Origin of the sequence: Bacillus sp. FJAT-50079 (genome assembly GCF_018343515.1) — a bacterium.
Lineage (GTDB): Bacteria > Bacillota > Bacilli > Bacillales > Bacillaceae_C > Lederbergia.
Genome location: NZ_JAGYPD010000001.1, coordinates 732,764 through 759,555, shown reverse-complemented (window position 1 = coordinate 759,555; position 26,792 = coordinate 732,764). Strand labels below are relative to the sequence as shown.

General features: G+C 34.4%; 22 protein-coding genes. 16 read left to right on the top strand and 6 right to left on the bottom strand.

Translation table 11 applies throughout. From position 1 onward, the window contains the following. Window positions 1-40 precede the first annotated feature (40 nt). The 15 genes from KHA95_RS03480 (at window position 41) to KHA95_RS03410 (ending at window position 22,605) form a co-directional block, all read left to right on the top strand. A complete protein-coding gene (locus tag KHA95_RS03480) occupies window positions 41-2,596 on the top strand; it encodes a hypothetical protein (protein WP_213136051.1) in 2,556 nt (851 codons plus the stop codon). Between the two features lie 196 nt (window positions 2,597-2,792). Then, window positions 2,793-2,939 carry a hypothetical protein gene (locus KHA95_RS03475; RefSeq protein ID WP_213136050.1) on the top strand — a complete coding sequence of 49 codons (147 nt, stop codon included), beginning with the start codon at window positions 2,793-2,795 and terminating at the stop codon, window positions 2,937-2,939. A 69-nt stretch (window positions 2,940-3,008) separates the two neighbouring features. Beyond that, window positions 3,009-4,688: a recombinase family protein gene (locus tag KHA95_RS03470; protein WP_249316489.1), complete on the top strand. Its 1,680-nt coding sequence runs from the start codon at window positions 3,009-3,011 to the stop codon at window positions 4,686-4,688. Window positions 4,689-5,724: 1,036 nt separating this feature from the next. After that, window positions 5,725-6,090, top strand: coding sequence for a hypothetical protein (locus KHA95_RS03465; RefSeq protein WP_213136048.1), 366 nt, complete (start codon window positions 5,725-5,727; stop codon window positions 6,088-6,090). 135 nt (window positions 6,091-6,225) lie between these two features. Then, window positions 6,226-6,486: a Mor transcription activator family protein gene (locus KHA95_RS03460; RefSeq protein WP_213136047.1), complete on the top strand. Its 261-nt coding sequence runs from the start codon at window positions 6,226-6,228 to the stop codon at window positions 6,484-6,486. 47 nt (window positions 6,487-6,533) lie between these two features. Beyond that, window positions 6,534-7,463: a membrane lipoprotein lipid attachment site-containing protein gene (locus KHA95_RS03455; RefSeq protein ID WP_213136046.1), complete on the top strand. Its 930-nt coding sequence runs from the start codon at window positions 6,534-6,536 to the stop codon at window positions 7,461-7,463. 201 nt (window positions 7,464-7,664) lie between these two features. After that, complete coding sequence (locus tag KHA95_RS03450; protein WP_213136045.1) at window positions 7,665-9,362, top strand: KAP family P-loop NTPase fold protein; 1,698 nt, start codon at window positions 7,665-7,667, stop codon at window positions 9,360-9,362. 544 nt (window positions 9,363-9,906) lie between these two features. Further along, window positions 9,907-11,802, top strand: coding sequence for a BglG family transcription antiterminator (locus tag KHA95_RS03445; protein WP_213136044.1), 1,896 nt, complete (start codon window positions 9,907-9,909; stop codon window positions 11,800-11,802). Between the two features lie 285 nt (window positions 11,803-12,087). Then, window positions 12,088-13,503, top strand: coding sequence for a glycoside hydrolase family 1 protein (locus KHA95_RS03440; protein WP_213136043.1), 1,416 nt, complete (start codon window positions 12,088-12,090; stop codon window positions 13,501-13,503). 88 nt (window positions 13,504-13,591) lie between these two features. Then, on the top strand, window positions 13,592-14,431 hold the full coding sequence (locus KHA95_RS03435) for a PRD domain-containing protein (protein ID WP_213136042.1): 840 nt from the start codon (window positions 13,592-13,594) through the stop codon (window positions 14,429-14,431). Window positions 14,432-14,569: 138 nt separating this feature from the next. Then, window positions 14,570-16,444: a beta-glucoside-specific PTS transporter subunit IIABC gene (locus KHA95_RS03430; RefSeq protein WP_213136041.1), complete on the top strand. Its 1,875-nt coding sequence runs from the start codon at window positions 14,570-14,572 to the stop codon at window positions 16,442-16,444. 292 nt (window positions 16,445-16,736) lie between these two features. Further along, window positions 16,737-17,585: an MBL fold metallo-hydrolase gene (locus KHA95_RS03425; protein WP_213136040.1), complete on the top strand. Its 849-nt coding sequence runs from the start codon at window positions 16,737-16,739 to the stop codon at window positions 17,583-17,585. Window positions 17,586-17,616: 31 nt separating this feature from the next. After that, the gene (locus KHA95_RS03420; protein WP_213136039.1) at window positions 17,617-18,969 is read left to right on the top strand and encodes a PTS transporter subunit EIIC; all 1,353 of its coding nucleotides are present in this window, start codon (window positions 17,617-17,619) and stop codon (window positions 18,967-18,969) included. Window positions 18,970-19,730: 761 nt separating this feature from the next. Continuing rightward, window positions 19,731-20,855: an ArgE/DapE family deacylase gene (locus KHA95_RS03415; protein ID WP_249316484.1), complete on the top strand. Its 1,125-nt coding sequence runs from the start codon at window positions 19,731-19,733 to the stop codon at window positions 20,853-20,855. Window positions 20,856-21,156: 301 nt separating this feature from the next. Then, window positions 21,157-22,605 (top strand): sensor domain-containing diguanylate cyclase, encoded by a 1,449-nt coding sequence (locus tag KHA95_RS03410; RefSeq protein ID WP_213136038.1) that lies wholly within the window; start codon window positions 21,157-21,159, stop codon window positions 22,603-22,605. A gap of 275 nt (window positions 22,606-22,880) precedes the next feature. On the opposite strand, the gene KHA95_RS03405 is transcribed toward KHA95_RS03410, so the two are convergent. The 6 genes from KHA95_RS03405 to KHA95_RS03380 all read right to left on the bottom strand — a co-directional run bounded on the left by KHA95_RS03405 (window position 22,881) and on the right by KHA95_RS03380 (window position 25,498). Next, window positions 22,881-23,042, bottom strand: coding sequence for a Fur-regulated basic protein FbpA (locus KHA95_RS03405; protein WP_249316482.1), 162 nt, complete (start codon window positions 23,040-23,042; stop codon window positions 22,881-22,883). Between the two features lie 23 nt (window positions 23,043-23,065). Beyond that, window positions 23,066-23,479, bottom strand: coding sequence for an IDEAL domain-containing protein (locus KHA95_RS03400; protein ID WP_213136037.1), 414 nt, complete (start codon window positions 23,477-23,479; stop codon window positions 23,066-23,068). A gap of 100 nt (window positions 23,480-23,579) precedes the next feature. After that, window positions 23,580-23,717 carry a hypothetical protein gene (locus KHA95_RS03395; protein WP_213136036.1) on the bottom strand — a complete coding sequence of 46 codons (138 nt, stop codon included), beginning with the start codon at window positions 23,715-23,717 and terminating at the stop codon, window positions 23,580-23,582. A gap of 587 nt (window positions 23,718-24,304) precedes the next feature. After that, on the bottom strand, window positions 24,305-25,000 hold the full coding sequence (locus KHA95_RS03390; RefSeq protein ID WP_213136035.1) for a class I SAM-dependent methyltransferase: 696 nt from the start codon (window positions 24,998-25,000) through the stop codon (window positions 24,305-24,307). Beyond that, window positions 24,997-25,221 (bottom strand): P-loop NTPase family protein, encoded by a 225-nt coding sequence (locus KHA95_RS03385; protein ID WP_213136034.1) that lies wholly within the window; start codon window positions 25,219-25,221, stop codon window positions 24,997-24,999. The genes KHA95_RS03390 and KHA95_RS03385 overlap by 4 nt, the downstream gene beginning before the upstream one ends. A gap of 121 nt (window positions 25,222-25,342) precedes the next feature. Then, the gene (locus tag KHA95_RS03380; protein WP_213136033.1) at window positions 25,343-25,498 is read right to left on the bottom strand and encodes a hypothetical protein; all 156 of its coding nucleotides are present in this window, start codon (window positions 25,496-25,498) and stop codon (window positions 25,343-25,345) included. A gap of 190 nt (window positions 25,499-25,688) precedes the next feature. On the opposite strand from KHA95_RS03380, the gene KHA95_RS03375 reads away from it, so the two are divergent. Continuing rightward, a complete protein-coding gene (locus KHA95_RS03375; protein WP_213136032.1) occupies window positions 25,689-26,702 on the top strand; it encodes a helix-turn-helix transcriptional regulator in 1,014 nt (337 codons plus the stop codon). The last annotated feature ends 90 nt before the right edge of the window (window positions 26,703-26,792 follow it).

Sequence of the window (26,792 nt, the reverse complement as noted above, 5' to 3'; positions counted from 1 at the left end):
CTTCTAATAGAATTTGTCGGAAATTTAGGGGGTATACAGATTGAGTGAATCGAATGAAATTGAACATTTAGTAAGCATTGTAAATGCACTAAAAGTGTTAAAGGTTAAACAAGAAGTCACTGAACTTCGTATATTAAAAACTTCTGAGGGTACTGTAAGTGGTTATTTTAATAATCATGAATCCCTAGCAAAAGAAGCATTAGTATATGATGGAAAAATTCCAGGTGTCTATATTACTCTAAATCCTGTAAAAAATGGATTGCTGACAAGAAATAATAACCGTGTGCAAAGCTTTGCTAAGCAAACAACATCGGATACGGATATTACTTCAAGAAAATGGTTACCAATCGATTTGGATCCAATTCGTAAGTCAAGTACATCATCAACGGAAGGGGAAAAAAATGCTGCATTGAACCTAGCAAAAGAGATCAAGCAATACCTAAACGACCAAGGTTGGCCGGAACCAATTTTGGCAGACAGCGGAAACGGATTTCATCTATTATATGCGATTGACTTACCAAATGATGACATTAGTCGGGAGCTTATTAAGAAAGGGTTGAAGTCATTAGATCTCCTATTCAGTAATCAAATGGTTGAAGTTGATACAACAACTTATAATGCAGCACGAATATTTAAACTTTATGGAACAATGTCCTGCAAAGGTGATGATACAGGAGAACGTCCACATCGACGTTCTCAGATCATCGAAGTACCAAAAGAGTTAACTAAGGTTCTAAATACACAACTGCAACAACTTATAAAAAATGTGGATTTTTCAGAGGTATCTAGTAGTCAGATTGAAGATTCTAGCAATAATTTTAACCTTGAATCATGGCTGGATAAATATAATTTAAACGTTGCCTTCAAAGGGAGGTGGGAGAAGAATGCTACGAAGTTTGTATTAGAAACGTGTCCTTGGAATAAGGAACACACAGATAGAAGTGCTTTTATTATTCAATTTCCCAATGGTGCAATTAGTGCAGGGTGCCATCACAATGGCTGCTCACACGAAAGTTGGCAAACGTTGCGTGAAAAATATGAACCTAGTTATTCTTCACAAAAAAAAGTTGCTGAAAAGGGCAAGCCAACCCAAGCCGATACTTTGATCCGTTTAGGAAGTACTGCAGTATTTTTTCAGAATGAATTAGAAGATGCTTATGCAGTAATACCCATTGATAACCACACGGAAATACACAAAGTTAAAAGTAGAACCTTTAAAATGTGGTTGACTAAAAAGTATTATGATGAAATAGGGCAAGCAGTTAATAGTGATGCTATGAACCAGGCATTAAGTGTTATGGAAATGAAAGCACTTTTTGAAGGAGAAAGGCACCGCTTGGAACTTAGGGTTGCGGAAAAGGCTGGAAAGTACTACTACGATTTGGCTGATAGTGAATGGAGAGTAATAGAGGTTACCCCCAATGGCTTTGAGGTTCTTGACCAACCTCCTATTCTTTTTACGAGAAATAAAAATATGCAGAAACAGGTAATGCCTGCTCTTGATGGGGATATAGGATTATTGTTGAAGCACGTTCGTATCAAAAATAAATATGACCAAATTCTCTTTTTAGTCTATATTATAACTTGTTTCATACCTAATATACCCCATGCTGTACTTGTATTTAGCGGTGAAAAGGGTGCAGCAAAGTCAACTTCTATGAGATTCATGCGTCAGGTTGTTGATCCAGCGGCACGTGATTTATTGACCATGCCAAATAGTATTCAAGATCTAGCAATTTCATTAAGTAACAACTATATGCCATGTTTTGATAACCTTGATAGTCTTTCGGCAGCCAAAAGTGACTTATTATGTATCGCTTCCACAGGTGGTGGATTTAGTAAGCGTACTTTATTTACTGATGATGATGAAACATTACTTGAGTTAAAACGATGCCCTGCACTTAATGGAATTAATATGGTTGTTACTAGTCCCGACTTAATGGATCGCTCAATTCCTATTGAGTTGGAAAGAATTTCTGAGGAAAATCGTAAAGAAGTAAAAGTAGTTGAAGAGGAATTTGAAAAAGATAAACCATTTATAATTGGTGGAGTTTTTAAAACTTTATCCAAGGCAATGGCAATTTATCCCGAAGTAAAACTTGATAAATTATCTAGAATGGCGGATTTCACTCGATGGGGATTTGCGATTGCAGAAGCAATGGGGTATGGAGGAGATCAGTTTCTAGAAGCTTATAGGAAAAATCAGGATCGTTCAAATGAAGAAGCTATTTCTTCTCATCCTGTTGCTGCTGCTATCGTTTCGTTAATGCAAAATCGTAATATTTGGACTGGAACAGTTGCTAATTTGCTAACTCAACTGGACTTCGAGGCAGGTCGTGAAAGAATAGATACCAATGTTAAGTCATGGCCAAAAGGAGCACAAATTCTTAGTCGACGTTTGAAGGAAGTTAAATCGAATTTAAAAGAAGTTGGTATTACATTTGACATTCGTCATGCAGGAGATGCGAAGAAGGTAACAATTACCAAGAGTAGTAGCAAAATTATTCCTCTTGAGAAAAATGAGCTAAATATCTCACCAACCAATCCAGACGATATAGAACTATCACCAGAATATGATGAGTTTGCTGACCTGTGACTAAGAGAAAGTAGCAACAGTGACGTCAGTAGTGACAAATATTGACGCTACTACGCTACTGTCGCTATATTGGCTAGGGAACAGGGGTTACAATATTTAGTGCTAACTTAATTGCACAATCTACTAATTGTTTCCAGCACTTCATTATCAAATTAAAATATATATTATTTAATTGATCTAACAGGGGGTAACTGTTGTGGAAAGTGAAACATCAAGTGATTATCAACTTAATATTTTAATAGATGTTTTATCTGAAATGGTAACGAATTATTTATCAGATAACAACATCAAAAGTGAGGAGAAAGGAAGTGTATCAGATGAAAATTCAAACCATAGTGATTAATCCACTACAACAAGTTGAGAGGTATAGTTCTCCAGGGGAGATTTCTGATAATAAAAGAAGGTGGTGTTTTTGAATGATATTGCTGTAAATCAATTTGGATCATTAGCTCAATCTAATCCGCAAAAACGTATAGCAATCTATGCTCGTGTATCGACTGTTGAACAGGCTGAGGAAGGTTACAGTATTGATGAACAAGTAAGAATTTTGAGACGAACTTGCGAACATGAAGGAAATGTTATCTATAAGGAGTATGTGGATCGAGGGAAAAGTGCAAAGAATATTAAAGGAAGGCCTGCAATGCAACAGTTATTAATTGATGCAGAACAAAAGTTATTTGACCTAGTATTAGTTTGGAAAATGAATAGGCTCTCTAGAAAAACACTGGATTTATTAAGTATTGTTGATAGATTGAAAAGCAAGAATATTGGATTCCGCTCATATACCGAAAAATATGAAACAGAAACTCCAGCAGGTGTTCTTCAGTTTCAAATGATGGCTGCTATTGCTGAGTTTGAAAGAGCTAATATTGCTGAAAACGTAAAAATGGGTATGATAGCACGTGCGAAGGAAGGATCATGGAATGGCGGTCAAGTATTAGGTTATGATGTTATAAGTGTGCCAGGTAATGATAATAAAAAGAAGATATCCAAATTAGTAATTAATGATAAAGAAGCAATTGTTGTTCGAAAAGTATTTAACCTCTATATAGAAGGAAATGGATATAAAGCAATAGCGCAGAAAGTTAATAAAAAAGGTTATCGAACAAAGAAAAATAAAGCATTTTCTATAAATGGTATTAGAACAATTCTTACTAACCCTTTATATGTTGGAATTATCAGATATAACGTTAGAAGGGATTGGAACGAAAAAAGGAGAAATAATATTAATCCTAACCCAGTCATTGAAAAAGGGAGACACAAACCTATCATTACAAAGGAAGTATGGGAAAAAACAGAGGCTATCATGAAGAATAGAAGGGGAAAACCAAATCGGGTTCATAGTGGGGAATGGCCATTGACAGGAATTATGAGGTGCCCTGTGTGTGGAGCTGGGATGGTACTAAGCAGAACAACAAACCGTAATAAAGACGGAACAAAACGGGTACTTGAATATTATGCTTGTGGTAATTGGAAAAATAAAGGTACGGCGGTTTGTAGATCAAATGCAGTTCGGACGGATTACGCAGATAAGTATGTATTAGATAAGTTATCAAAGATAGCAAGTAATGATATATTGATTAAACAAATTGTTGAAAATATTAATAAAAAGAATAAGGAAGATTTAAACCCTCTTCAGCGGGAATTTGAATCATTGAAGAAATCATTAAATTCAATAGAAGCAAAGAAAGAGAAGATATTTGGTCTGTATGAAGATGGGATTATAGCTAAGGCAGAATTTATAAATAGAATAACCAGTCTAAATAATGAAAAGGAATTGTTAGACCAAAGGATCGCTCCTGTCGAACAGCAATTGAATCAAGGTGAAGTAGCTACAATAAGTTATAAGATAGTACAAAAGGTAATGCAGAGATTTACTGAAGCATTTAAAAAAGCGTTAACTAGTGAACAAAGAAAAAGATTAGTTCATTTATTAATTAATAAGATAACAATCTCAGAAAGTCGTAAAATTGACACCATCCAAATACAATTGAATAAGGAAGTGGTTACTCACTTCACTACTAAAGAGGAAGAGGGTTCATCGTTGCTAGATGAGCTCTCTTCCTCTTTTACTGTGTATATAAATATTTAAAGGAGGTGAATTGATGAAACCGGTAGAGTTGTTGAAAGCTGGAATAATGTTTGGCGTGTCAGTTTATTATTATATTAGAGAGCAAAGGTAAGCCAACAATTAAAGAAGGACGGTTAAAATAATGGGATATTTTATATTAGGTATTGGATTAGCTTTGACTATATGCTTAGTTGTGGAATGCGGCGAAATACGAAGAGTAAGTTTCTAAGGTTATTATAAGGTATATGGCTGTTCTTTGTACTATGGTTGATTCAAGGGATAAGAAGCTATTGTAAGAAATATGATTATATAATGGAAATGTTGGCACGATAGGAATTATTAGCAATAGAAAACATATGTTATTACTAATGATAGTATTAGCAAGCTTGAAAAAGGAACGGTTCTATAGGAGTATGATTGTATTTTAAGAAAAACTTTTTCATTATTAAATAAAAATAGTGAGAAATAAGGTGGTTTGATTACAAATGAAAAAGATTAGTGTTTAGAAGGCTAATGGCGTGTTATGTCAAACATCATTAGCCTTTTTATAATAGCCCTGTAAGGTTTGTTGGATTTAAGTAAATTATATATGGAATGACAATGCGAAACTATTGTAGTGCTTATGTAAACGGAAAAAGTACAACAGTCATTGATGCCTAATGGTGTCAATGACTGTTTTTCAATTTGCAATTACTTTGCTTGGAAGAATAATCAAGCTTGGAAATTCAAGCATTCAGTCTATGGGTATTTGAAGCCGAGGAAAGGCACAAAGACCGTTAAATAAAGGTTTGTAAAATATCCTTTAATTCACAGCAATATCGCTACAAGGCGTTTCCTAGTCTGTTTATAGTGTTAAATCTTATTTGTTATTTAACCCAGTGAACTATTTAAAGTACGTTCATAATTAATCAGATATCTTATATAGGGATTACCAAAAGCCACTTACATAACTACTATAAATAAAATAGTAGGATATGAAACATCAATAAGTATGCTAGATTCTACAACTATACAAACAAGCAGTAGTAGGACATACATTAATCAAGGGGGAAATTGAATGAAACGTATCCAAAGAATGAAAGATGTTCATGTACTAAAAACGAGAAAACATCTTCCTTCATTTTATGTTGAGGAAATAGAGAATCAGTTTTTAATGTGGTACGAAGCAGAAAATGAAGGTGAGTCGCTTAAAGAATTTAGTTTATTAAATCATAGCTGTATTTATCATTTTGATAAAGAAGAAGATATGCAGATGTTAGTAGATTATATTGGCGATGTGGAATATGTCGAGGTAGAAAATGTAGCTGGAAAAAAATACTTTCGAATTGGGCTTATGCAAGATCATCATATTTCAATTATCTACTTTTTAGAAGGGACTCTGCCACGAAAAACTGAAAGGTGGCTAACAAATAAAATCCTATAGAATTTCATGGATTTATTGAAATTTTTTCCATGAAAAATAGACTTTTATTTGTGAAAAGACATTGGATAATAGAAATGCTTAACCATTGTATAAATGTAATAGTAAATGCAGATCAATTTGAAAGGAAGATATACAGTGGATATAAGAGCATTAGATAGCTCGTGTTTTAACGGTGTATATAAAGAGTTAGTAGAGTTAATCGGTCATAAAAATACGATCCTCATACATAGCTACTTTGCTGGTCAATATGTAACATTTCCAAAAAAAGTTTTATCTGAAGAGTATTTGCATCAACAAATAGTCCATGAATATAACGGAAAAAATGCGAAAGAGTTAGCAAGAAAATATGATTATTCCTATAGTTGGATTATGAAAATTTTAAAAAAGTATAACTAATATTACAGCAAAAATTTTGCTAATAACTTAAAATATTGGAGGATAATATGAAAAAATCTTTATTTGGTTTATTAATTATATTTGTACTTACTGCTTGTAGTAATGTGGGTCGAACGGATTCTGAAAATTATGAAGTAATAGGAGGTGAAATCGCAGAAAGCGCAACCATAGACAGTAGTCAACCCATCAGTGATATATATGATCCTATAGAAATAGCGGAGATTTTAGTTAGACAGGAAATGGAAAAAAGACAAATAGATCCTAATAATTGGAAAATAACTGAAGTTGGAATATCTTTTGATAGAATGATTGATAATATAGCTGACTATGATAAACCGGTAGGGAAAATGAGGGTAGTTTGGGTTACTGGTAATGTAAGTGGTATTAACGACGTAGGAAACATTGATTTAGAACTATATAAACTAGATGGAGATAATGTTTGGTATATTGATGAACATTGGGGAGTATTAAGAGATATTGAAGTAGCTGAAATGCCTATAGTAGATGAATCAAATTATCAATTGAGCACTAGTGAGGAATTACCGTTTAATGATAGTAATGTAGATGAACAAGAATTCAACAATCAAGAAACAGAAGATGATAAGGACACAAGTGAATATTTTGCAGAGCTAGAACAGAGATATTTAGATTCTATGTACGAACATTTTAATGATATTGGATTAATAGAGTATTTGAATGGAGGAAATTTTAATGTAAAAGATGTTGAGGTGTTTGAAAATCCTCCTGCAATTTCAGACAGGCGTGAATACACGTATTACTTAGAAGGTACATTAACTAGTGACTTTAATGCTTTAACAGAGAATGAACAATTTGACATTTTATCTAGACTAAATTTTGGTTCCTATGAATTTTATGAAGGACACCAATTTGATGTGAAATCTTTGGAGTTATCAAATGGTTCGGATATTTATATTAGAACTTCTAGTTCCTTAGAAAAAAATGGAGAAAGTTTTTAGCATCAACTTGATAATAAATTTGAATACTAGTAGCCTATAAAATGAATAATGTAGGTTGAAAGATAACTAGTTGGGTATTGGGTGAAAATGGTAAAGAAGAAATAGAATTAAAAATAGATTACAATAAGACAGTATAAAAACTAAAAGGGAGAGATTAATCTCCCTTATTCTTATCACTATTTTTATTGAGGAGGTCATGTATTGGAAACAAGAAGAAATAGGAAAGCTATTTTAGAAGAATTCAATAAAGTAGAGAAACAACTGGAAATTGAAATAGCAGCAATGGATGCTCAAAACCCGGAGAATCTCCAAGAGGACAATCATCATTATGATGCTCCGCAAGATGCAATCAGTTATTTAGCAGATAAAAAAGATGAATTAAAAAAAGAACTAATTGAAATTGATTATAGAGATGAGTTCGTAAAAAGACAAAGAGAGATAAAAGATGATCTATTTCATGAAGGATACATTATAACTGATAGTGATAGTTCAAGTGATTTCTTATCTAGGTTACCAGAAGCAAAAGATATTAGTAAGCTTATTCTAAATAAGAGAACAATCAGCCCACTAACTATAGGGATATTTGGAAATTGGGGAGAAGGAAAATCGACATTTCTAAAATATATTGGCGAGAATTTAGAAAGTATAAATAATGAAGTAGATGATGAAGAGAAATATAATAAAGCCCATATCGTAAAATTTAATGCATCAGAATATAATGATCAAGATAAAATTTGGTATTCAATGCTAAGTGAATTGTTTTCAGTATATGAAAGTAAAAACAAATGGAAAGCCAAGCTAAAATATAATTTCAACCTAATATTTAGAGTTTTACGGGAATCGATTTTCAGTTATAATTTGATATTATTAGTAATTTTTATATTTTGGTTATGGTTCTATACTAAAGATAAATCATTGATAGATGTGATAATGAATAACCCAATATCATCAAATTTAATTGGAATATTCTCAACTATAGGAATTGCTACAAATATACTAATCCCAATCTTAAAACGTCTAAAATTTTTATCTAAACCAATTTCGGATAGAATATTAAATGAAGTTAAATATCCTAATTATAAAGATTTATTGGGTACAAGGGAGAAGGTAAAAGATAACCTGAGTATACTTATCAAATCATGGATAAAAGGAAGGCGAGATAAGATTGTAGTAATGGTAGATGAATTGGACCGTTGCTCAGAGAAAACGATTGTTGAGTTTTTTGATGCACTACACTTATTTTTACCTAATGAATCACTAGTTTTTATACTTAGTATCAATAAAGAGGCAGTTTGCTACGCACTTGCAAATAACAACAAACATTTTTTTGAACAAGAAGTTATTACAAACGACATGAAGTTAAAATTTGGAATGGACTATTTAGAAAAGTATATTACTATTCCTTATCATCTGAAAAATACAGAAAATTATGGTAGTTATATTGATAATCTATTAAACAATAATGTAGATAATAACAAGATATTTACTGAGCAAGAAGCAGAAATCTTAACGGTAATGATTACCGAAATTAATAAAAAAAGACATATTACTCCTAGAGAAGTCAAAAAAAACATCAATCTATTGTTACTATCAAGAGAAAAGATAAAAACCTATTATAGTTTGGGTGAAAATGTAGGTTCTTACATTAAATTTGATGAGTACATATGTTTATTTATTTATAAGTACTATTTTCCTAAGACTTTTGATATTATTGTTCAAATTATTAATGATAATAATCCTAAGTTAAAACATCCTTTAGAGGATATTTACTTTAGGAGTAACAGAAATTTGATGAGTGCATTTGAGATGGAAAAATCGGAGCAATACATAAAATATATCGATAAGATAAGATTGGAATATATTCTCTTAGCCAATCGTATTTCTAATAATCTAACTTAAAAAGAGATAAAGGATAAGAATAATATTAAGCAATCTTTAAAACTGCTCCTGAAAAAATAATAAATATTTCCTATTGAGCTGTTGAGACGGTCTAAGTAACTTTTTCTTAAAGCAAGTTATAAACACATAGACAGAGTTTAACTCCTGCTATATTAGTAATTACAATATATTCATAATTTGTATATAGGAATAAACCTCATTTAGCTATATCACGGTGAACCGTACCATAAGTAACTGCAAATCCTTAACTATCCCCCAATAACTATATTGATAGTTTAGGGAAAGTATTTATTAATAAGAGGTTGTAAATATATAAAGAAAACCGCTCGCTTTGCTCAAATTTTTTCTAAAGTATCCCCTTTGTAAAGGACATTTAGAGGTAGCTTCTAAGAAAAAACAACTTTGATCAAGAACCTTGAAAGTACAGGGTCGCTTATAAACGTTTGATATAGATGAGTTCCAACAACAGAGGAAATGTGATAAAAGTTAAAGTATAATAAAGGATAAGGTTATAAAAAAGCAGGATAGAAAGAAGTGGAATAGGGTGTTCAGTAAACGTCAAAAAATCATCTTATCTTATATTCTTTATACGGACATGCCCATTAAACTTGATATACTCGCTGACATTATTCATGTTTCTATTCATACCATTCGGACGGAGTTAGAAAACATTAATTTGATTCTTTCTGAAAGGGACGCTCAAGTAATCGTTTCCAAAAAGGGTCAATGCTATTTAGAAGATAAAAAGAAGGATGCTGTTCGAAGCTTATTAATCAATCCTATCTATGTAGATAAGAACAATATTGCCAATCATATTGTATGGGATAGGATTTACACAATTATTGGTATGCTTTCTTTTGAAGCTGATTACATAAGTATGGAAGAGCTCGCCGAAAGGCTTTATGTGTCCAAGTCGACGATTAATTTAGATATAACGGAAATTAAAAGGATCATTGGCAGAATATCTGGTATTAGTTTTATCGTTTCTAATACGAAGGGATTGAAGCTTAAAGGAAACGAAGAAGATTTTCGCTATTTTCTAGCTAAAATGATCGTCCAAGGCTTAAATTTAGAATCGGTTTTACAATATTTATTTCCTGCAAAGGATTTCGATATATCCGATCAGTATGAACGAATGAATAAGGTTTTAAGGGAAATCATGGTGAAGCATCAGTTTATCATATCTGGTAAAGCGTTTGGACTAGTAGGCGCAAGTCTTTTAATATGCGCGCTTCGTAATGAGCTAGGATGCCATCTAACACATACGAAAGTCGACGAAACACTATTGCCAATGACGAAGGAAATAGAGGAACGTTTAAAAAAAGAAACGGGAGTCGCTTTTACTTACTCTGATATTGTTTATATTCAGCAAATCATCATGGAACAGAACCATCTTTATACGAATGAGGAATGGAATGTAGAAGATCGGCATGTCGTTTCGATTTTTACCCATGTCGTGAAGGATTTTCTCCAAATAGATTTAAAAAACGATCCTCAATTTGCAGCGGATTTTACATTTTACATTAATCAGTTAAACCAACGGGTTAAAAATGGTCATGATTATACGAACTTTTATAAACGACAAATAAACCGATTATTTCCAATGACAGCTAGCATTGTTGCCTTTTGCCAACCACATTTGAAAGAACTCGGCATGATGTATTCGGATGCGGAGCTAGCGTATATTACGCTTTTCTTAGGTAATTTTATTGAAACGGACGAACCGGTATTAAAACTATTGTTTATTTCCGATGAACATACGGCATTAGTAAATTGGATTGCCTCTGAGGTTCAACGCCTGATGGGTTCATCTGTACAGATCGTAAAAACGATACCAAGATATTTATTTGAGGAAAATAATGACCTATTTTTACAGGATGTCGATGTGATTTTAACGACCGATAATATTCATTCGATGTACAACCGAGATGTTATTTTCATCCACTCATTGTTTAGTAAAGCGGAGCAAGATTTTTTATCCTCTCTATTAAATAAATACTTGGAACAGTTAAAAATGAAGGGGTTAAGAGATGTTGAAAACATGGCTATTGGAAAGGAGCATTTCTTTCAAACCCCTGAAAGCTGTAAGGAGCTTGATCAGTGTGTTCGTTATCTTCTCGAACAAGCAGGAGAGCAAGTGTCAGTGGATGACGGTGTTAATATGGATAATCAATTCATACCAAATGATACGAAAATTGCCTATGTTTCTTTTATGACGAGGCGCCCAGGTCAATCCAAGATCATCGTTGGTAAATTATCAAAGAGTATTTATTATAGAAACAAAGCGATAAACATGATAATTATCTCTATTTATCATGCAAATGATGATGCTTTCGCATGTTCCTTTTATCAATGTATCCGCTTTTTAATGGATCCTGTCCAAAACCATCGACTAGGAAAAGTTAAAGACTACGCCGATTTCAAACAAATATTTGACTAATAAAGACTGTTTAGTTTTTTTCTGTTCAATAGATAAAAAAACTAAATGGTCTTTTTGTATTTTCTCGGTTAAAGTAAAAACAAGCACCGAGTTTGTGGTGAATCATGATTTTCTTGTACTTTTTGGAAGCGGATATAACTTGGAATGTTACTGATACGATCAGGCATGACCTAGAATAGATAGCAATTTGCGATATTTGCATATTTGTATCTTTACTAGGTCCTTTTTTGCTTGCATGCTTCTAAATCATCATGATATTTATTCATAATAGGGAGGAACTTATTGATGGAATATAAAGCATACACCTCGTTTGCTCCAGATTTCCTATGGGGGGCGGCTACTTCGTCCTTTCAGGTGGAAGGAGCAGCCAAAGTAGATGGAAAAGGGCTTTCTGTAATCGATGTGATGCAGAAGAACCCTGCTATTACAGATTTCTCTGTTGCAATAGATCATTATAACCGTATGGAGGAAGACGTTGCTCTCATGGCAGAGTTAGGCTTGAAAGTCTATCGTTTCTCGATTGCATGGACGCGTATTTTTCCAAATGGGAATGGCGAGGTCAATGAAAAAGGGGTTGTCTTTTACAATCGATTGATTAATGAATTAGTTAAACATAATATTGAACCATTAGTGACCATCTATCACTTTGATTATCCACAAAGCCTTGTTGAGCAATATGGGGGATGGATGTCGAGGAAAAGTATCGAAGATTATCGAGCTTACGCGGAGTTTTTGTTTAAAACGTACGGTGATCGCGTAAAATATTGGTTAACGATTAATGAACAAGACCATGTTGTTCGTATCCCATCGCGCCTTGGGTTAACTGGAGATGATCATTATGAACAGCTCAGATTAGGTTATCAGGCGAATCATCATATGTGCGTCGCAACTGCACTTACGATTAAAACGTTCCATGAATTAGGCATGAAAGGTAAGATCGGTCCTGCTATATCCTATTCCATGGTTCATCCTGCCAGCTCTCATCCAGATGATATTCTTGCAAGTAAGGATGCCATGCTAATTAAACATAATTACTTAATGGATTTACATTGCTACGGGGAATATAGCCATTCGTTCCGAGAATATCTTGCAGATAGACAGTTCACACCTGTCATGGAAGACGGGGACCTGGAATTAATGAAGCAATATCCGCCAACGATGATTGGAGTAAATTACTATTTCTCTGAAGCGGTCCGTGCATTCCCTGCGACGGAAGAATTCCCAATTGGCTATCAAAAGAAGTCGCTCCTTCCTGAAGCAGAAGCAGGTGTATTCCAAGTCGTAAAAAATGAAAACCTTGATGCTACAGACTGGGGATGGGAAATCGATCCGGTTGGACTTCGATTGACATTGCGCGAGCTTCATGAACGCTATAAACTACCGATCATCATTACGGAAAATGGAATTGGTGCTTACGATAAACTGGAAGACGGGGAAATCGTCCGGGATGAATATCGAATTTCCTATTTAAGGGAACATATTAAACAAGTACAGCTGGCGATCAATGATGGAGTGACAGTGTTCGGTTATTGTGCATGGTCATTTATGGACATTGTGAGTGGACGTAATGGAATGGAGAAGCGTTACGGGTTTGTTTACATCAATCGAGAAGACTTTGACCTAAAGGACATGCGCAGAATAAAGAAAGAAAGCTTTAAATGGTATCAAAAGGTCATTGCTTCAAATGGAGAAGATCTATAATTTCCTTATGATTGGTTAAAGGTATTTCGTTTTCCTTTTTTGTATTCCGATTATTTCTCATTCCATATGATTATAAGGGGGATGGAGAATGCAAATAAAGAAAGTGTTTAATAATAATGTCGCTTTAGTTATTGATGGGACGGAAGAAAAGATTTTGATGGGCAAAGCGATAGGATTTCAAAAATATCCAGGGGATTTCCTTGATGAGATGCTTATTGAAAAAACCTTTATTCTTCATCCTACTGATCCTTTAGAAAAGTTATCTACTTTCTTTAATGAAGTTTCCTTGGAAGTCATTCGCTTAACAAGCCAATTGATTCAAAGAGGGAAAGAGCAGCTTGGTCCGCATATTACCGATAGCCTTCTTATACCATTGTCCGATCACATCGATTTTGCCCTTGCTCGTGTGGCTGATGGTATCGAGATTGAATATCCATTGAAATGGGAAATGAAGCATTTGTATCCGGAGGAAGTTGCCTTTGCCAAAGAGGCGTTAACATATATTGAGAAGGAAGCATCCGTTCAGCTTCCGGCCTCCGAAGTGGTTCCGATTGCGATGCATTTTGTAAATGCAAGATACAGTGGGACGGATATGAAGCAAACAATTGAAATGACTTCCCTAGTAGCCAAAGTGGTTGATATTATTAATTATCATTACTTTATAGAAGTAAATGAGGAATCATTACATTATGCTCGCTTTATTACCCATTTGCGTTATTTTATTTTGCGGCAAATGGAAGGTGAAACCAATCACGTTAATGACGATATACTTTATGACGTAGTGAAGAATAAATACCCGCAAGCCTTCACATGTGCTCTTAAAATAAGCCAACTATTGGAAGGTACGATGAGATGGACCGTCAATCAGGAGGAAGTGCTTTATTTGACACTTCATATTCATAGACTTACAACGAAAGCAAAAGATTAACAGCCCACCAAAGGATTGTTACTGTTAGGCAGGCATGACCTAAATGGAGGGGAAAACACTTATGGAGGATCGTCCATAGGCTTATTTCCCATACCGTTTAGGTCATTTTTATATTGTTCATCATTAGGAGGATATTGTATGAATCAACAACAACTAGCCAAAGACATTCTTGCATTCGTTGGCGGCAAAGAAAATGTGGGAAATGTTACCCATTGTTATACAAGATTGCGATTTAACTTAAAAAACGATGATCTGGCAAATAAGGAAAAGATAGAACAACTCGACGGAGTTATTCGTGTCCAAATGCAAAGTGGACAATTTCAAGTAGTAATTGGTAATGAAGTTGGAAAAGTATATAAGGAAATGGAGAAGTTAGGGAATTTCCAAACGGAAGAAAGCGATGATTCTGTGAAAGATGGTAAAAAAGGAAATCTCATCGGGCGCTTCTTTGAAAATATCGCTTCGATTTTTACACCGATTGTACCGGCTATTGCTGGTGCCGGATTGGTTAAAGGGATTTTAGGCTTAGTTACTTCTTTAAATTTAGCACCGGCGGATAGTGATATTGTAACCATTTTAAAAATCGTTTCTGATGCTGTATTCTACTTTCTACCCTTCTTTCTAGCTGTATCAGCGGCAAGGAAATTCAAAACGAACGAGTTTATTGCGCTTGCATTAGCCGGGGGGATGATGTATCCAACGTTGATTGATGGAGCTCGAGCGATTGCTGAAGGTGGAGCGAAAGGGCTGTCACTATTTGGTTTGCCTATGCCATTTATTAATTATAGTTCCACTGTTATTCCAATCATTATTTCAGTATGGTTGTTAAGCTATGTTAATCGATGGATCGATGCAAGAATGCCAAGTGCGGTGCGTATTATTTTTACGCCTACGATTATTTTACTTATTATGATTCCATTTCAATTAATAGCGGTTGGTCCACTTGGTTCATATCTTGGTTTAGGATTGGCAGATGGTGTGACGTGGCTGTTTGAAAGTGTTGGTATTCTTGCCGGAGGGATTCTCGGAGCTACACGTCCACTTCTCGTTATTGTCGGGATGCATTATGGATTAATGCCAATTGCTATTCAAAATATTGCCGTTCTTGGATATGATTATTTAGTTCCAGTATTTCTTATGGCTAATATGGGGCAGGCTGCTGCAGCCCTCGCTGTGTTTATCAAAACGAAAAATAAAGATTTAAAAACAATTGCTGCATCCTCAAGTCTTTCCGCGTTCCTCGGAATTACGGAACCGGCTATGTATGGGGTAAATTTACGGTTGAAAAAGCCATTCATCGCTGCATTAATCGGCTCAGGAGTTGGTGGTGCATTTGTAACAGGATTAGGTGTAACTTCGTCAGCGTTTGTATTACCAGGTTTAACAAGTCTTCCTGTGTTTAGCGGACCTAAATTTATTTATCTCATTATTGGATTGTTGCTAACGATAGCTGTTGCTATGATACTTACATTCATACTAGGTTTTAAAGATATAGAAAGCAAAAAAGAAAAGGTAGAGAAAAATGAGGTTGCTGCTGTGAATGACGAACGTAGACAAATAACAGTAAATAGCCCAATGAAAGGGGAAATGATTCCACTTCATAAAGTAAGTGATCCCACTTTTGCAGAAGGAATTATGGGAAAAGGAATTGCGATTGAACCGACAGATGGTAGCGTCGTTGCTCCTTTTGACGGATCGGTTGTTACATTCTTCAAAACAAAGCATGCGATTGGGTTACGTTCTGAAGAGGGGCTAGAATTATTAATTCATGTCGGTCTCGATACAGTCAATTTAGAGGGCAAATATTTTGAAGGACATGTAGAACAAGGACAAGATGTAAAAAAGGGAGATTTACTACTTACGTTTAATATAGAAAAAATTAAAAGCGCTGGATATCCGACGGTCACTCCGATCATCGTAACGAATAGCGCCGATTATCTTGACGTTCTTGCTAATGAGCAATCCGACCAAATGAAACAAGGTGAATGGCTTTTAAAAGCAGTGGACGCTTAATCAAATTATCGTTTAATAGTAAATGGACTGCGTTTCAAAGCAGTCCATTTTACTTTAGGTTTTTCTTTGTTATTGACTAACGATCTTCCTAGTTCGTACCATGAGGGCACTGAAAAAGTTGATTTACCTTCGCTTTCAGCGCTTCTACATGGTTTAATCTTATTTTGAAGGGAAGACGGCCATACTTTAAAAAGAGAATTGTTTAGTTTTCTTCTCGATGTACAGATAAAAAAACTAAATGGCGTTTTTGTCTATCATATTTTATAAATAAAGAGAGAAAGGTGGGGGAGAAATGAAGAGTACGGAAGTGAATAAAGTGTACGAGTTAGGTAATGGAAATTATTGCATAAAGGAAGCGGGCTCAACGAACTGCTATTTATTAGTAGGTGAAAGGAAAGCGCTTCTATTCGATACGGGGTACGGCTATGAAAATATTCAAGGAATTATTGAATCAATCACCGATTTACCATTAATTGTTGTGAACAGCCATGGAGATCCAGATCACGCCCTTGGCAATTGCCGATTTAATGAAGTATATATCCATGAGCTAGACTTAGGTAAATTGTTTCGAAATGACAATCCACAAATGAAAAAAGTGGCACTAGATTATCGCTTGAAAAAATTGCCGGAATTAAAAAATCATATTGATTATGAGGCCTACTTGAACACAACTGTAAAAAATGTCAATTATAAATTTGTGAAAGAGGGAGATCGATTTGATTTGGGAGGGAAGGTGCTTGAAGTCATTCATCTTCCAGGACATTCATATGGATGTATCGCCCTTTTAGATACAGTGAACAAAGATTTATTTAGCGGTGATATGGTAACTCGCTATAATATTTGGTATTTTGCTCTGTCGAATGAACAAGCTCCATTTAGTATGGCGAAAGCTTCATATAAGAAATTACAACAACGAAAAGATGAAATTTTAAATATTTACCCAGCGCACGGTGCTATTCCAATTGACAACTCTGTTATTGACGATCTACTGGCATCGTTAGAGGATATGAAAATAAATTCCGCAAATGATCGATATTTTCAGTCGTTTGCAGGTAATGGATATGAGCATCATTACAAAGATACGCTCATTATCTATTCGAGATCACGGCTACAAGAATTTATAGAGCAGGACGAAAAATAAGGAAACCGTTATAGTGAAAGGGAAGATGGGGATGAATCAAAGGAAGCTTGCAGAAGAAGTTGTCACAAGTGTTGGAGGGAAAGAAAACATCCAATCGGTTATCCACTGTATGACAAGGCTGCGATTTGTTTTGAAAGACCCGGCAATTGCAGATAGAAATAAGAAAGGAATTGAAGCGATTGAAGGGGTTTTAGGAGTAGCGAATAACGGAGGTCAATTTCAAGTCATTATCGGTAACCAAGTGAGTTCCGTTTACAATGAAGTGAGTGCATTGATCGGAAAAAATGATGATTTAGAAGAAGGCGGTGACAACAAGAAGGGGCTAGATCGCTTCTTTGATATTTTATCAGGTATTTTTGTTCCTATTATTCCTGCGATTGCTGGGGCTGGGATGTTAAAAGGTTTGTTAATATTATTAACTGCATTTGGTTGGATGTCTGATCAAACGAATACGTACATCATTCTGAATGTAATATCTGATGCTGTTTTTAGCTTCTTGCCCATCTTATTAGCATTTAATGCTGCGAAGAAGTTCCGTTGTAATCCGATGGTTGCAGCGACAGTAGGGGCGATTTTATTACATCCAGTATTTGCGGGGCTTGTGGCGGAAGGTAATGTGAAAATAGACTTTATCGGTATTCCCTTTACAATGATGAATTACGCTTCTAGTGTACTCCCCATTTTAATTGGCATTTGGTTGATGTCCTATATAGAAAGATTTATCAAATCATGGATGCCAAAAACATTGGATATTATTTTTACACCTTTATTAACATTATTAATTATTGTACCTGTCATTCTAATTGTGATAGGTCCACTAGGGATTTTAGGCGGGAACATGCTTTCAGCAGGTTTTAGCCTTATGTATAGTAAATTAACTTTTGTAGCGGGTGCTATTCTAGGTGCTCTGTATCCATTACTTGTTCTTACAGGTATGCATTACGGGTTGCTTCCGATTATGCTGCAAAATTTATCTACGAACGGGTATGATGTCATCTTGGCGCTTTGTGCCGCTGGAAATACAGCAGTAGCTGGTGCTGTGTTTGGAGTGTACTTGAAAGTAAGAAGCAAATCCACTAAAGCTGTCGCTTTATCTTCAACAATTAGTGGCTTAATTGGAGTAATGGAGCCTGGACTTTATAGTGTTGTAATTAAATATAAGAAAACCATTTATTCCGTTTTAATTGGTGGCGCAGTCGGTGGATTCATTATGGGGCTTTTCCAGGTGAAAAATTCCGGCTTTGGTCTTAATCCACTTGGCGGTCTACCAGTCTTTTTCGGCGATACCATTGTTTACTACTTGATTGGTATCAGTGTTACTTTTGTGATCAGTGCGATTACTGCTTACATCTTAGGTTATCCAGAAGCAGATCAAGAAAAATAATAGATTGATAAAACTTTCATGGTTGTTGCATAAGTGTGAAATGATCCCCATCTGACCGGATGGGGATTAAGGTTATATAAATGTATTGTTGTGCCACTTTTGTCTATGCTGCAAAATTTGTAGTTAAAACCATCACAGTGAACCGTATCATAAGTAAATGAGGTTTCTCTAATAAACTAAAACAACAAGAAGTATAGTTTTCAGTATTAAATTTTTTCACAGGAGTGTTCCTGTGTCTTTTTTTTGGTAAAAATCTGTAAATTTTAAGTTACATAAAAAAATGTCCGATAAAGGAACAGTTAAATCATAAAAGGTTATTTTGTCATTTTAATAGAGTTTTCCCTTTGTTGTAAACAAATCTTTCCCATTTTTTCCACGTGCAAGGAGAAACGAGTTTTCTATCTACTCTTTTATATCTCCTGCCTCCCTTGCCAATACTAGGATCTGAAAGTGATTCAGCAGATAATTTGCATCCTAAATGTTCCCCTGTTTTCGAATACTTTTTTCATTATGGGGGTATCGTATGTTATGACTAACATATCAAAAGTCATTCTTATGAGAAGCAATATTATATTGATTATTACTCAAAAAGGCGTTTTTATAATTATCTGTTATAAAAAGGAAATAAACTAACGATTTATTCAGAGAAAGAAATGCGATATGTAGTATGGAAAATAGTCAATTTGCCTTTTCGGGTGTGAACCAGAATATATAAACGATAGGGGACTAATAGAGTGAATAAAGAGTAGCGCATTAAAGTTTTGCAAGATGTAATAAAAATAAAATCAGTAAACGATAAGGAATCAGAAGTAGCTGATTACTTAGCAGATCTATTCCACAAATATGGAATTGAATCTGAAAAAGTAAAATATAGTGAAGGCCGCGAAAGCTTAGTAGCCATTTACAAAAAAGGTGACGGTAAAGTTTTAGGTATTAGCGGACACGAAGATGTTGTAGCAGCTGGTGACGAAGGCGAGTGGAAATTCCCACCATTCTCAGCTGAAATCGAAGGTGACAAATTATACGGCCGAGGTTCAACAGATATGAAATCTGGCCTAGTAGCTTTAGCGATCGCTATGATTGAAATGAAAGAAGAAAACGTAGACATCAACGGTACATTGAAATTCATGGGAACTGTTGGTGAAGAAGTCGGTGAATTAGGTTCTGAGCAATTAACTAAAGAAGGTTATGCAGATGATCTTGATGGATTGATTATTGGTGAACCAACTGGCCCAGCATTGATTTATACTCATAAAGGTTCAATGAACTATACAGTTGTTTCTCGTGGTAAATCTGCCCACAGCTCAATGCCTAAAGAAGGTATTAACTCAATCGCAAATATTAATGAGTTTGTGACTCGTGCGAATGCAGAAATGCAAGAAATCACTAGCAAATATAAAAATGATGTATTAGGTGAAACGGCTCATTCTATTACAATCATCAATGGCGGGGGTCAAGTTAACAGTATTCCTGCTATTACAACATTACAAGGTAATATTCGTACAATTCCTGAATTTGATAACAGCAAAGTTAAAGCATTGTTACAAAGTATTGTTGATGACTTGAACAAAAAGGAAGGATTTAACTTAGAATTGCTCGTTGATTATGATATTTACCCTGTAGAATCTAAATCTGATTCTGAACTAATTAAAGCTATCCAAGCTGTTTCAAATCGAGAATTGCCTGTGACTGGAATTTCACCAACGACAGACGCAGCTGCATTTACTAAATCTGACAATGAATTCGGCCTTGTAATCTATGGCCCTGGTGTTTCAGATTTACCTCACCAAATAGACGAATACGTATCAATTGAAAACTATTTGGAAATGATTGATAATTACAAAGCGATTTACAAAGAATACTTAAAAAAAGTTGTTAATATTTGATGAACATACACACTTCAATTAACCACAATTGAGGTGTTTTTTTAATGAATTTTTCGGCTTTGAAGGTGAAAGCATTTATTGTTCACATATTTATTATAAAATGATTAATAATGGATTTGCCAAAATAGGTGGAGGGGTGTGATTTTAAAAGACAGCCATTATTAAAGATGGAGGATCATTCCATTTAAAAATAGTGATATTGATTCTGATTTAAAAATTAGTTAGTAAAAGGGATCTATTTTAGTGACTCACAGTGTATAATATATTTTATTATTTTAAATAAAATAAAGGAATTTGAAAAATGGGATTATCTTCAATTGAAAGTATCGATGACCAAAAAGATTTTAGTGCGTACTCCGATGGGTTATTTTTTGAACGACTTAAATTGGTTTCTTTTATGCTCATTTTCACATATCCCGGCTTCTTTTACGCTGACTTTTTTCTATTAAATAAAGTGACAGTCCATCTATATAGATGGGTTCTTGCCTCTATTCACCTTACAGGATTTTTGCTTTCTATTATTTTTCTTCTCATTTATTATTTTTACAAAAGTGCGCCTAAAGGCGTCATCATCCATATTTACACTGTTTTATTTCTATTTATTGGCGCGACGGCTTCTATTAACAGCCAGTTATTAAATGGTAATATTTATGCTTATATCATTATTTTACTTGGGGCTGCTGTTATGTTCCCTATTCAGCCTGGTAAGCTTTTAATCTATTTCTGCATGAATCACATTTATTTTTTGATTGGCTTATTCTTTATGGACCCTAACAACTTCTCGCTGATTACAAAAATGATCAATTCAACCGGGACGGCCGTTATTTCCTACACGATTGCATTTATGTTCTATAGGCTGCGAAGAAGGGACTTTGATAATAAATGCAAGTTAAGAAGAAATACTGAGAGTTTTCGAAGATTATTTCATATGAATCCAAACCCATTGATTCTTACAAACCTACAAAGTGGTGAAATTTTGCTCATCAATTATCAGGCAATTGACTATTATCATTTGCAGGATCAAGACATGACGAAAATCGATGGCAAATTTTTATTCGCAAATTCTTGCGAAAAGCAGGATATTTTAAAAATGCTGGACGAGCATCAAAGTATTAAAAATTATGAATTGGAGTATCAAATAAGCCCCGATCTAAAAAAATGGGCCTTGCTAAGCCTAGAATTGATCGAGTATTTGGATCAGCCCTGCATTCTAATTGGGGTTACTGATATTACCGACCTAAAGATAAAGGAAGAAGAACTGCTAAAGCATGCCTCTTACGATACGCTAACAGGTGTGATGAACAGGCGGAGTGGAATGGTCCTGCTGGAAAATAAAATTCATGGACCTTATCAACAAGAATTCATTGTTTGTTATATTGATATAAACGGGTTAAAAGCAGTCAATGATAACCTCGGTCATTCAGTTGGAGATGATCTCATCAAGACAAGCTGCGATATCATCAACCGTAATATCGACCCTGGTGATGTGCTATTCCGATTGGGTGGTGACGAATTTATCATCATTTTCTTCGGAAAAAGTAAAGAAGAAGCGGAAGAGATATGGGAGAATATTAAACGAGATTTCCATCGTTTCAATTTGTCAGGGCAAAAGCCTTATGAACTTACAGCTAGCCACGGATTCTCTTACTATAAGCCCGGTACACTTACCACTGTTGAGGAAATCATAGATGCGGCAGATCAAACGATGTACGAAGAAAAAATTTCAAGGCGGAGGATAACGCCTAGTTAAACTTAGTCTTTCGAGAGTTTAAAGGGGCGAACGTTTTTAAAATTTGCGTCGCGGTCCTTAATGTGGACAAATTAATTTGGAATTAGCTAGTAGTATTAGAACTTCAACTCCAAGCTCAAATAAAACCCAATTTTCAAGATACTTTAATATTCGAATAGTACTATCCGAAATAGAAGAAACCAAAGATACAATGCGCTGTCTTTGGCTTCTTCTGTTTGGATATATTTCATTTAGTTTCAATTAGAGAATTTCACATAAAATCTTCCTCCAATTAGCTAAAAGATCCCCAAGTATTTATTAAATTCATCTTTCAATTCTTGTAATGTTAACTCATATAACTGGCGATCATCAGGTGATTTATAAAATTCCATGTTTAGTAATTGCTGAATAATGTACTGTTTCTCATTATCTATCATTCTGTCTGATGTACCTTTCATTTCAATCAACCCTTTAGATATGATTATTGTAAGTAATAACTTCCGAATTCGTTATTTAAAAAGTTCTCGATCTGCATTTTCAATGCAGTTGCTTCTTTTAATTGCTTTGTACTTTTTAAAAATAGCTCTTCGTCTCTCTTCACAAGAGCTTTATCTATTTGAAGTTGCAAATAATTTAAATCCAATTCTAAATCAAAAACAGACATAAGCTTTCCTTGATAAAAATATTGATCTAAATCTTCAAGGGCTATATAGAAACATCCATGATTATTAATTATAGCTTGAACATACCATCCATTATTGAAAGTGAAGCTTTGTTCACGGACTTCGAGTATGTCCATTTTGTTAATAGTTAGCGAAGTTGAGTGTATATTGCCTGGACAAAAACATTCGATTTGGTGTGTAAACGTTTCTTTTGCAATGAAATGTTGAATCATGACTTTATCTCCTTTAAAAGTAATGAAATGTTTGTGTGATTCGAAAGGGATCTTTTATAGCTCTCCAACTGAATATCTCCTTTTTTATTTATTTTTAACACTATATCTCATCGATTTCTAAAACATCTAAGCCACAACAAGGACAGGTAGTATGATGACTGTCATCATCATTTTCTATAAAATTTTTTTCGATGGTATACTTGCACCAGTCACATATCTCAATCATTGTTACTTCCATGATTGCACCTCCTATTTACTTGCCTTTTCAATATGTAAATAAATATAGGTTCGTGTAGTGATAATGATTATCAATATCAATTATATATTATTGGAGATGAATGTCCATTAATAAATATGAGGGGAATTGCTGAATAAAGCTGTACTGAAGACTGTAACACTTGTAAATATAAGGATTTTGTAGCTATTCAGCTTAATTTGGGAAAGGCTAGGGGAATGAGAAAAACATATTAAATAATTGGATAAGGAGAAATGTTTAACTCAAATCAGTAGTAGCGTCTCACATTTATTAGTTGCCAGATGAAAACGGTATTGGGAGCTCAAATAAGCGGGAGTTTTGATGCTAAGTTAAGCCACTGCTGGATATTAGAATCAGCTCAATTATGCTGATGCGTAGTTGAGCTGATTCCTTTTATCTAAATTCTCTCTTAAAGAATTAATTTTTGGATTTTAGAAACGGAGTATGCTATTGCTCGAATCTTCAAATTGCCTGAGCTTCGACTTTCATCAATGCCTTCGATGGGCTACATATATTTTTTGAAACAGTCTATCTTACGGTAAATGATGTTGCCAACTGGATCAAAATCGTTACTGATGGGTATTCGAATCTCCCTTTATACAGATATAGCCTGCTAGTAAAAAGGATTGGAAATAATGTCCAACAGATGTAAAGCCACATGAGGATAAAAGGGAAATTAGTTCGCCTTCTCGTAGTAAATGATAGGATTTTTCATACGTTTCCTCAAACTTTGTTGCATGCTCATTTGCAACTTTCTGCTGAAGCATATAATTTTTCCAAGCGCTTAGATGCAGTTTCATAAAATATTCGTCATCATTCATCATTGTCGCAATAAATAGCACAGCACCAGGCTTCAGGGAATCATAAATTTTCTTCAGAAATTGTGTTTTCTGCTCTATTCCTTCAATGAAATTAAGTACTAGTAGACAACTTGCCGCATCAAATTGGGTAGTCCCTTCATAATCTTGCCAATTGCTTAATACATACTCAACGTGGTTTCCTATTTGTTCCATTCGTTCTTTCGCTCTTGCCAACATTGGCTCAGAAGAATCGACTGCTGTAAAACAGCAGTTTGGCAGAACAGCTGAGAATGAATATAATTCTTGACCACCCCCTGCACCAATAATAAGCATTTTTTGAATCGGTTGGTGATGTTTAGAAATAAAATGATTTGTTAGGTCGTATAACAAATCATATCCGGCAATTTTTTTAGCGATTTGTTGATCATACATCTTTACATGTTTATCATGCCAACTTAAATTCATCTTATAATAGATACCTCCTCTAATAAATGAACGGGATGGTTTCCCGATAAATGCACGATGCGATGTGAAAGTCTTTCGGCTTCTTTTTCATCGTGTGTTACTAGTAAAACGGTTGGTTTATGTGTATGCCAATAATTGAGTAATAGTTGGTACATTTGTTCTTTCGTTGTTGAATCTAGTCCTTTAAATGGTTCATCTAGTAATAAAAGTACCGACTCCAATAATAATTTCCTTGCCAATTAAACACGTTGCTGTATTCCACCACTTAACTGAGAAGGATACAAATTTTTCCTTTCAACTAATCCTATTTTTTCAAGTAGCTGTTGTATTTGAAAATCTTTGTTAGGATAAAGCCAACTTCTGAATAATTGATTCAATGAAAATACCAAGAATTGCAATAACAATGGTCCAGGCTAATACCTTATCTGTTTGAATATGAATGCGAGAAGTATTAAATGAAGCCCAAATTCCAGTTTGTCCACCGATAACTACTACCATCACGATATTTTCCATTTACATAAATTCGTTGTTTTATAAACTGATGCCATTTCAACTCATAGGGACATTTTCCTTTTCTATAAATCTCATTTATAATTTAATGAGAATCATTTTCAGTTATAATAATAAACAACTATAAATTAAATACCTATCCCATAAATAGGGGGTTTTTAGTAGAGGGGGAATGTGTATGCATTTACTGCAAGTATATCCATCCAACAATTCGTACCATTTTCGAAAAAAGATTTTAGTACAAATAAAGCGCCGGATTCCTTATGAAGCTTATTGTTTTACTACTGTTGATCCCCAGACATTATTATCTACTGGTGCGATTACAGACGAACGCATCGAAGTATTGCATCCCCAATTATTTGAAAATGAATATATAGAAAAGGATATGAATCGTTATATTGAATTGTTCGAGGGAAAAACCTATTGTAATTCAATTTTTGAAGGCACGAGGGGAGAGGGAGTGAGAAGTAAGAGGTTTCGCGAAATTTTATCACCTGCTGGTTTTATTGATGAGTTACGTGCGGTATTAGTTTATAAAAACCGCTGTTACGGTTTTTTAACGTTGTATCGTACGAAAGAACAAGGGCTATTCTCTCAAACAGAAATAGGTTACTTAAAAGAAACATTGGCGTCGATTGCTAAGGGATTAAAGGAATCAATTTCCCGTTCATATCAACTAGTTAGTAGACCAGAGAATACCTCCATTGGGACCGGTCTCATTGTTCTAGATCAAAAATTAAATATTATTTCTACTAATCAAACAGGATTCAATTTTTTAGAATGGTTAAGACAGGAAGAATTTTTAGAAAATAATTGTTTACCAAGACCAATTCGTGCGATTTGTTCACAAGGAAAGAAGCGTTCTTCAAAAATTTTGATCCATGCATTTAACCATTCTTTTATGACATTAAATGTTAGTCCGTTATTTGGTTCGTCTTCTCAAATTGCTTTGTTAATCGAGAGAATCAAATTCCATGAATCTTTAATGCTATTTTCATATCTTTATGAATTAACAGATCGAGAATATGAATTATTAGAGCTATTAATCGAGGGAAAATCAACGAAATGTATGGCGAATCAACTTTCAATCTCTACATATACCGTGCAAGATCATTTAAAGTCAATCTTTATAAAAATTAAGGTAAACAGTAGGATGGAACTTATGAATAAAATAAATACGATTTCTAGATAAGTCTTCGGAAGCCTCCCTAAATTACTAACGGATGAATGTTTAGTAGATTCAGTTTCGGGAATAGTAGTATTTAAAAAAAGTAACTGAGAT

What these genes read in the sequence shown, in the direction of transcription:
- KHA95_RS03465 (WP_213136048.1), top strand. Translation starts at nt 5,725, where the DNA reads ATGAAACGTATCCAAAGAATGAAAGATGTTCATGTACTAAAAACGAGA.
- KHA95_RS03455 (WP_213136046.1), top strand. Translation starts at nt 6,534, where the DNA reads ATGAAAAAATCTTTATTTGGTTTATTAATTATATTTGTACTTACTGCT.
- KHA95_RS03440 (WP_213136043.1), top strand. Translation starts at nt 12,088, where the DNA reads ATGGAATATAAAGCATACACCTCGTTTGCTCCAGATTTCCTATGGGGG.
- KHA95_RS03435 (WP_213136042.1), top strand. Translation starts at nt 13,592, where the DNA reads ATGCAAATAAAGAAAGTGTTTAATAATAATGTCGCTTTAGTTATTGAT.
- KHA95_RS03430 (WP_213136041.1), top strand. Translation starts at nt 14,570, where the DNA reads ATGAATCAACAACAACTAGCCAAAGACATTCTTGCATTCGTTGGCGGC.
- KHA95_RS03425 (WP_213136040.1), top strand. Translation starts at nt 16,737, where the DNA reads ATGAAGAGTACGGAAGTGAATAAAGTGTACGAGTTAGGTAATGGAAAT.
- KHA95_RS03420 (WP_213136039.1), top strand. Translation starts at nt 17,617, where the DNA reads ATGAATCAAAGGAAGCTTGCAGAAGAAGTTGTCACAAGTGTTGGAGGG.
- KHA95_RS03410 (WP_213136038.1), top strand. Translation starts at nt 21,157, where the DNA reads ATGGGATTATCTTCAATTGAAAGTATCGATGACCAAAAAGATTTTAGT.
- KHA95_RS03405 (WP_249316482.1), bottom strand. Translation starts at nt 23,042, where the DNA reads ATGAAAGGTACATCAGACAGAATGATAGATAATGAGAAACAGTACATT.
- KHA95_RS03400 (WP_213136037.1), bottom strand. Translation starts at nt 23,479, where the DNA reads ATGATTCAACATTTCATTGCAAAAGAAACGTTTACACACCAAATCGAA.
- KHA95_RS03395 (WP_213136036.1), bottom strand. Translation starts at nt 23,717, where the DNA reads ATGGAAGTAACAATGATTGAGATATGTGACTGGTGCAAGTATACCATC.
- KHA95_RS03390 (WP_213136035.1), bottom strand. Translation starts at nt 25,000, where the DNA reads ATGAATTTAAGTTGGCATGATAAACATGTAAAGATGTATGATCAACAA.
- KHA95_RS03380 (WP_213136033.1), bottom strand. Translation starts at nt 25,498, where the DNA reads ATGGTAGTAGTTATCGGTGGACAAACTGGAATTTGGGCTTCATTTAAT.
- KHA95_RS03375 (WP_213136032.1), top strand. Translation starts at nt 25,689, where the DNA reads ATGCATTTACTGCAAGTATATCCATCCAACAATTCGTACCATTTTCGA.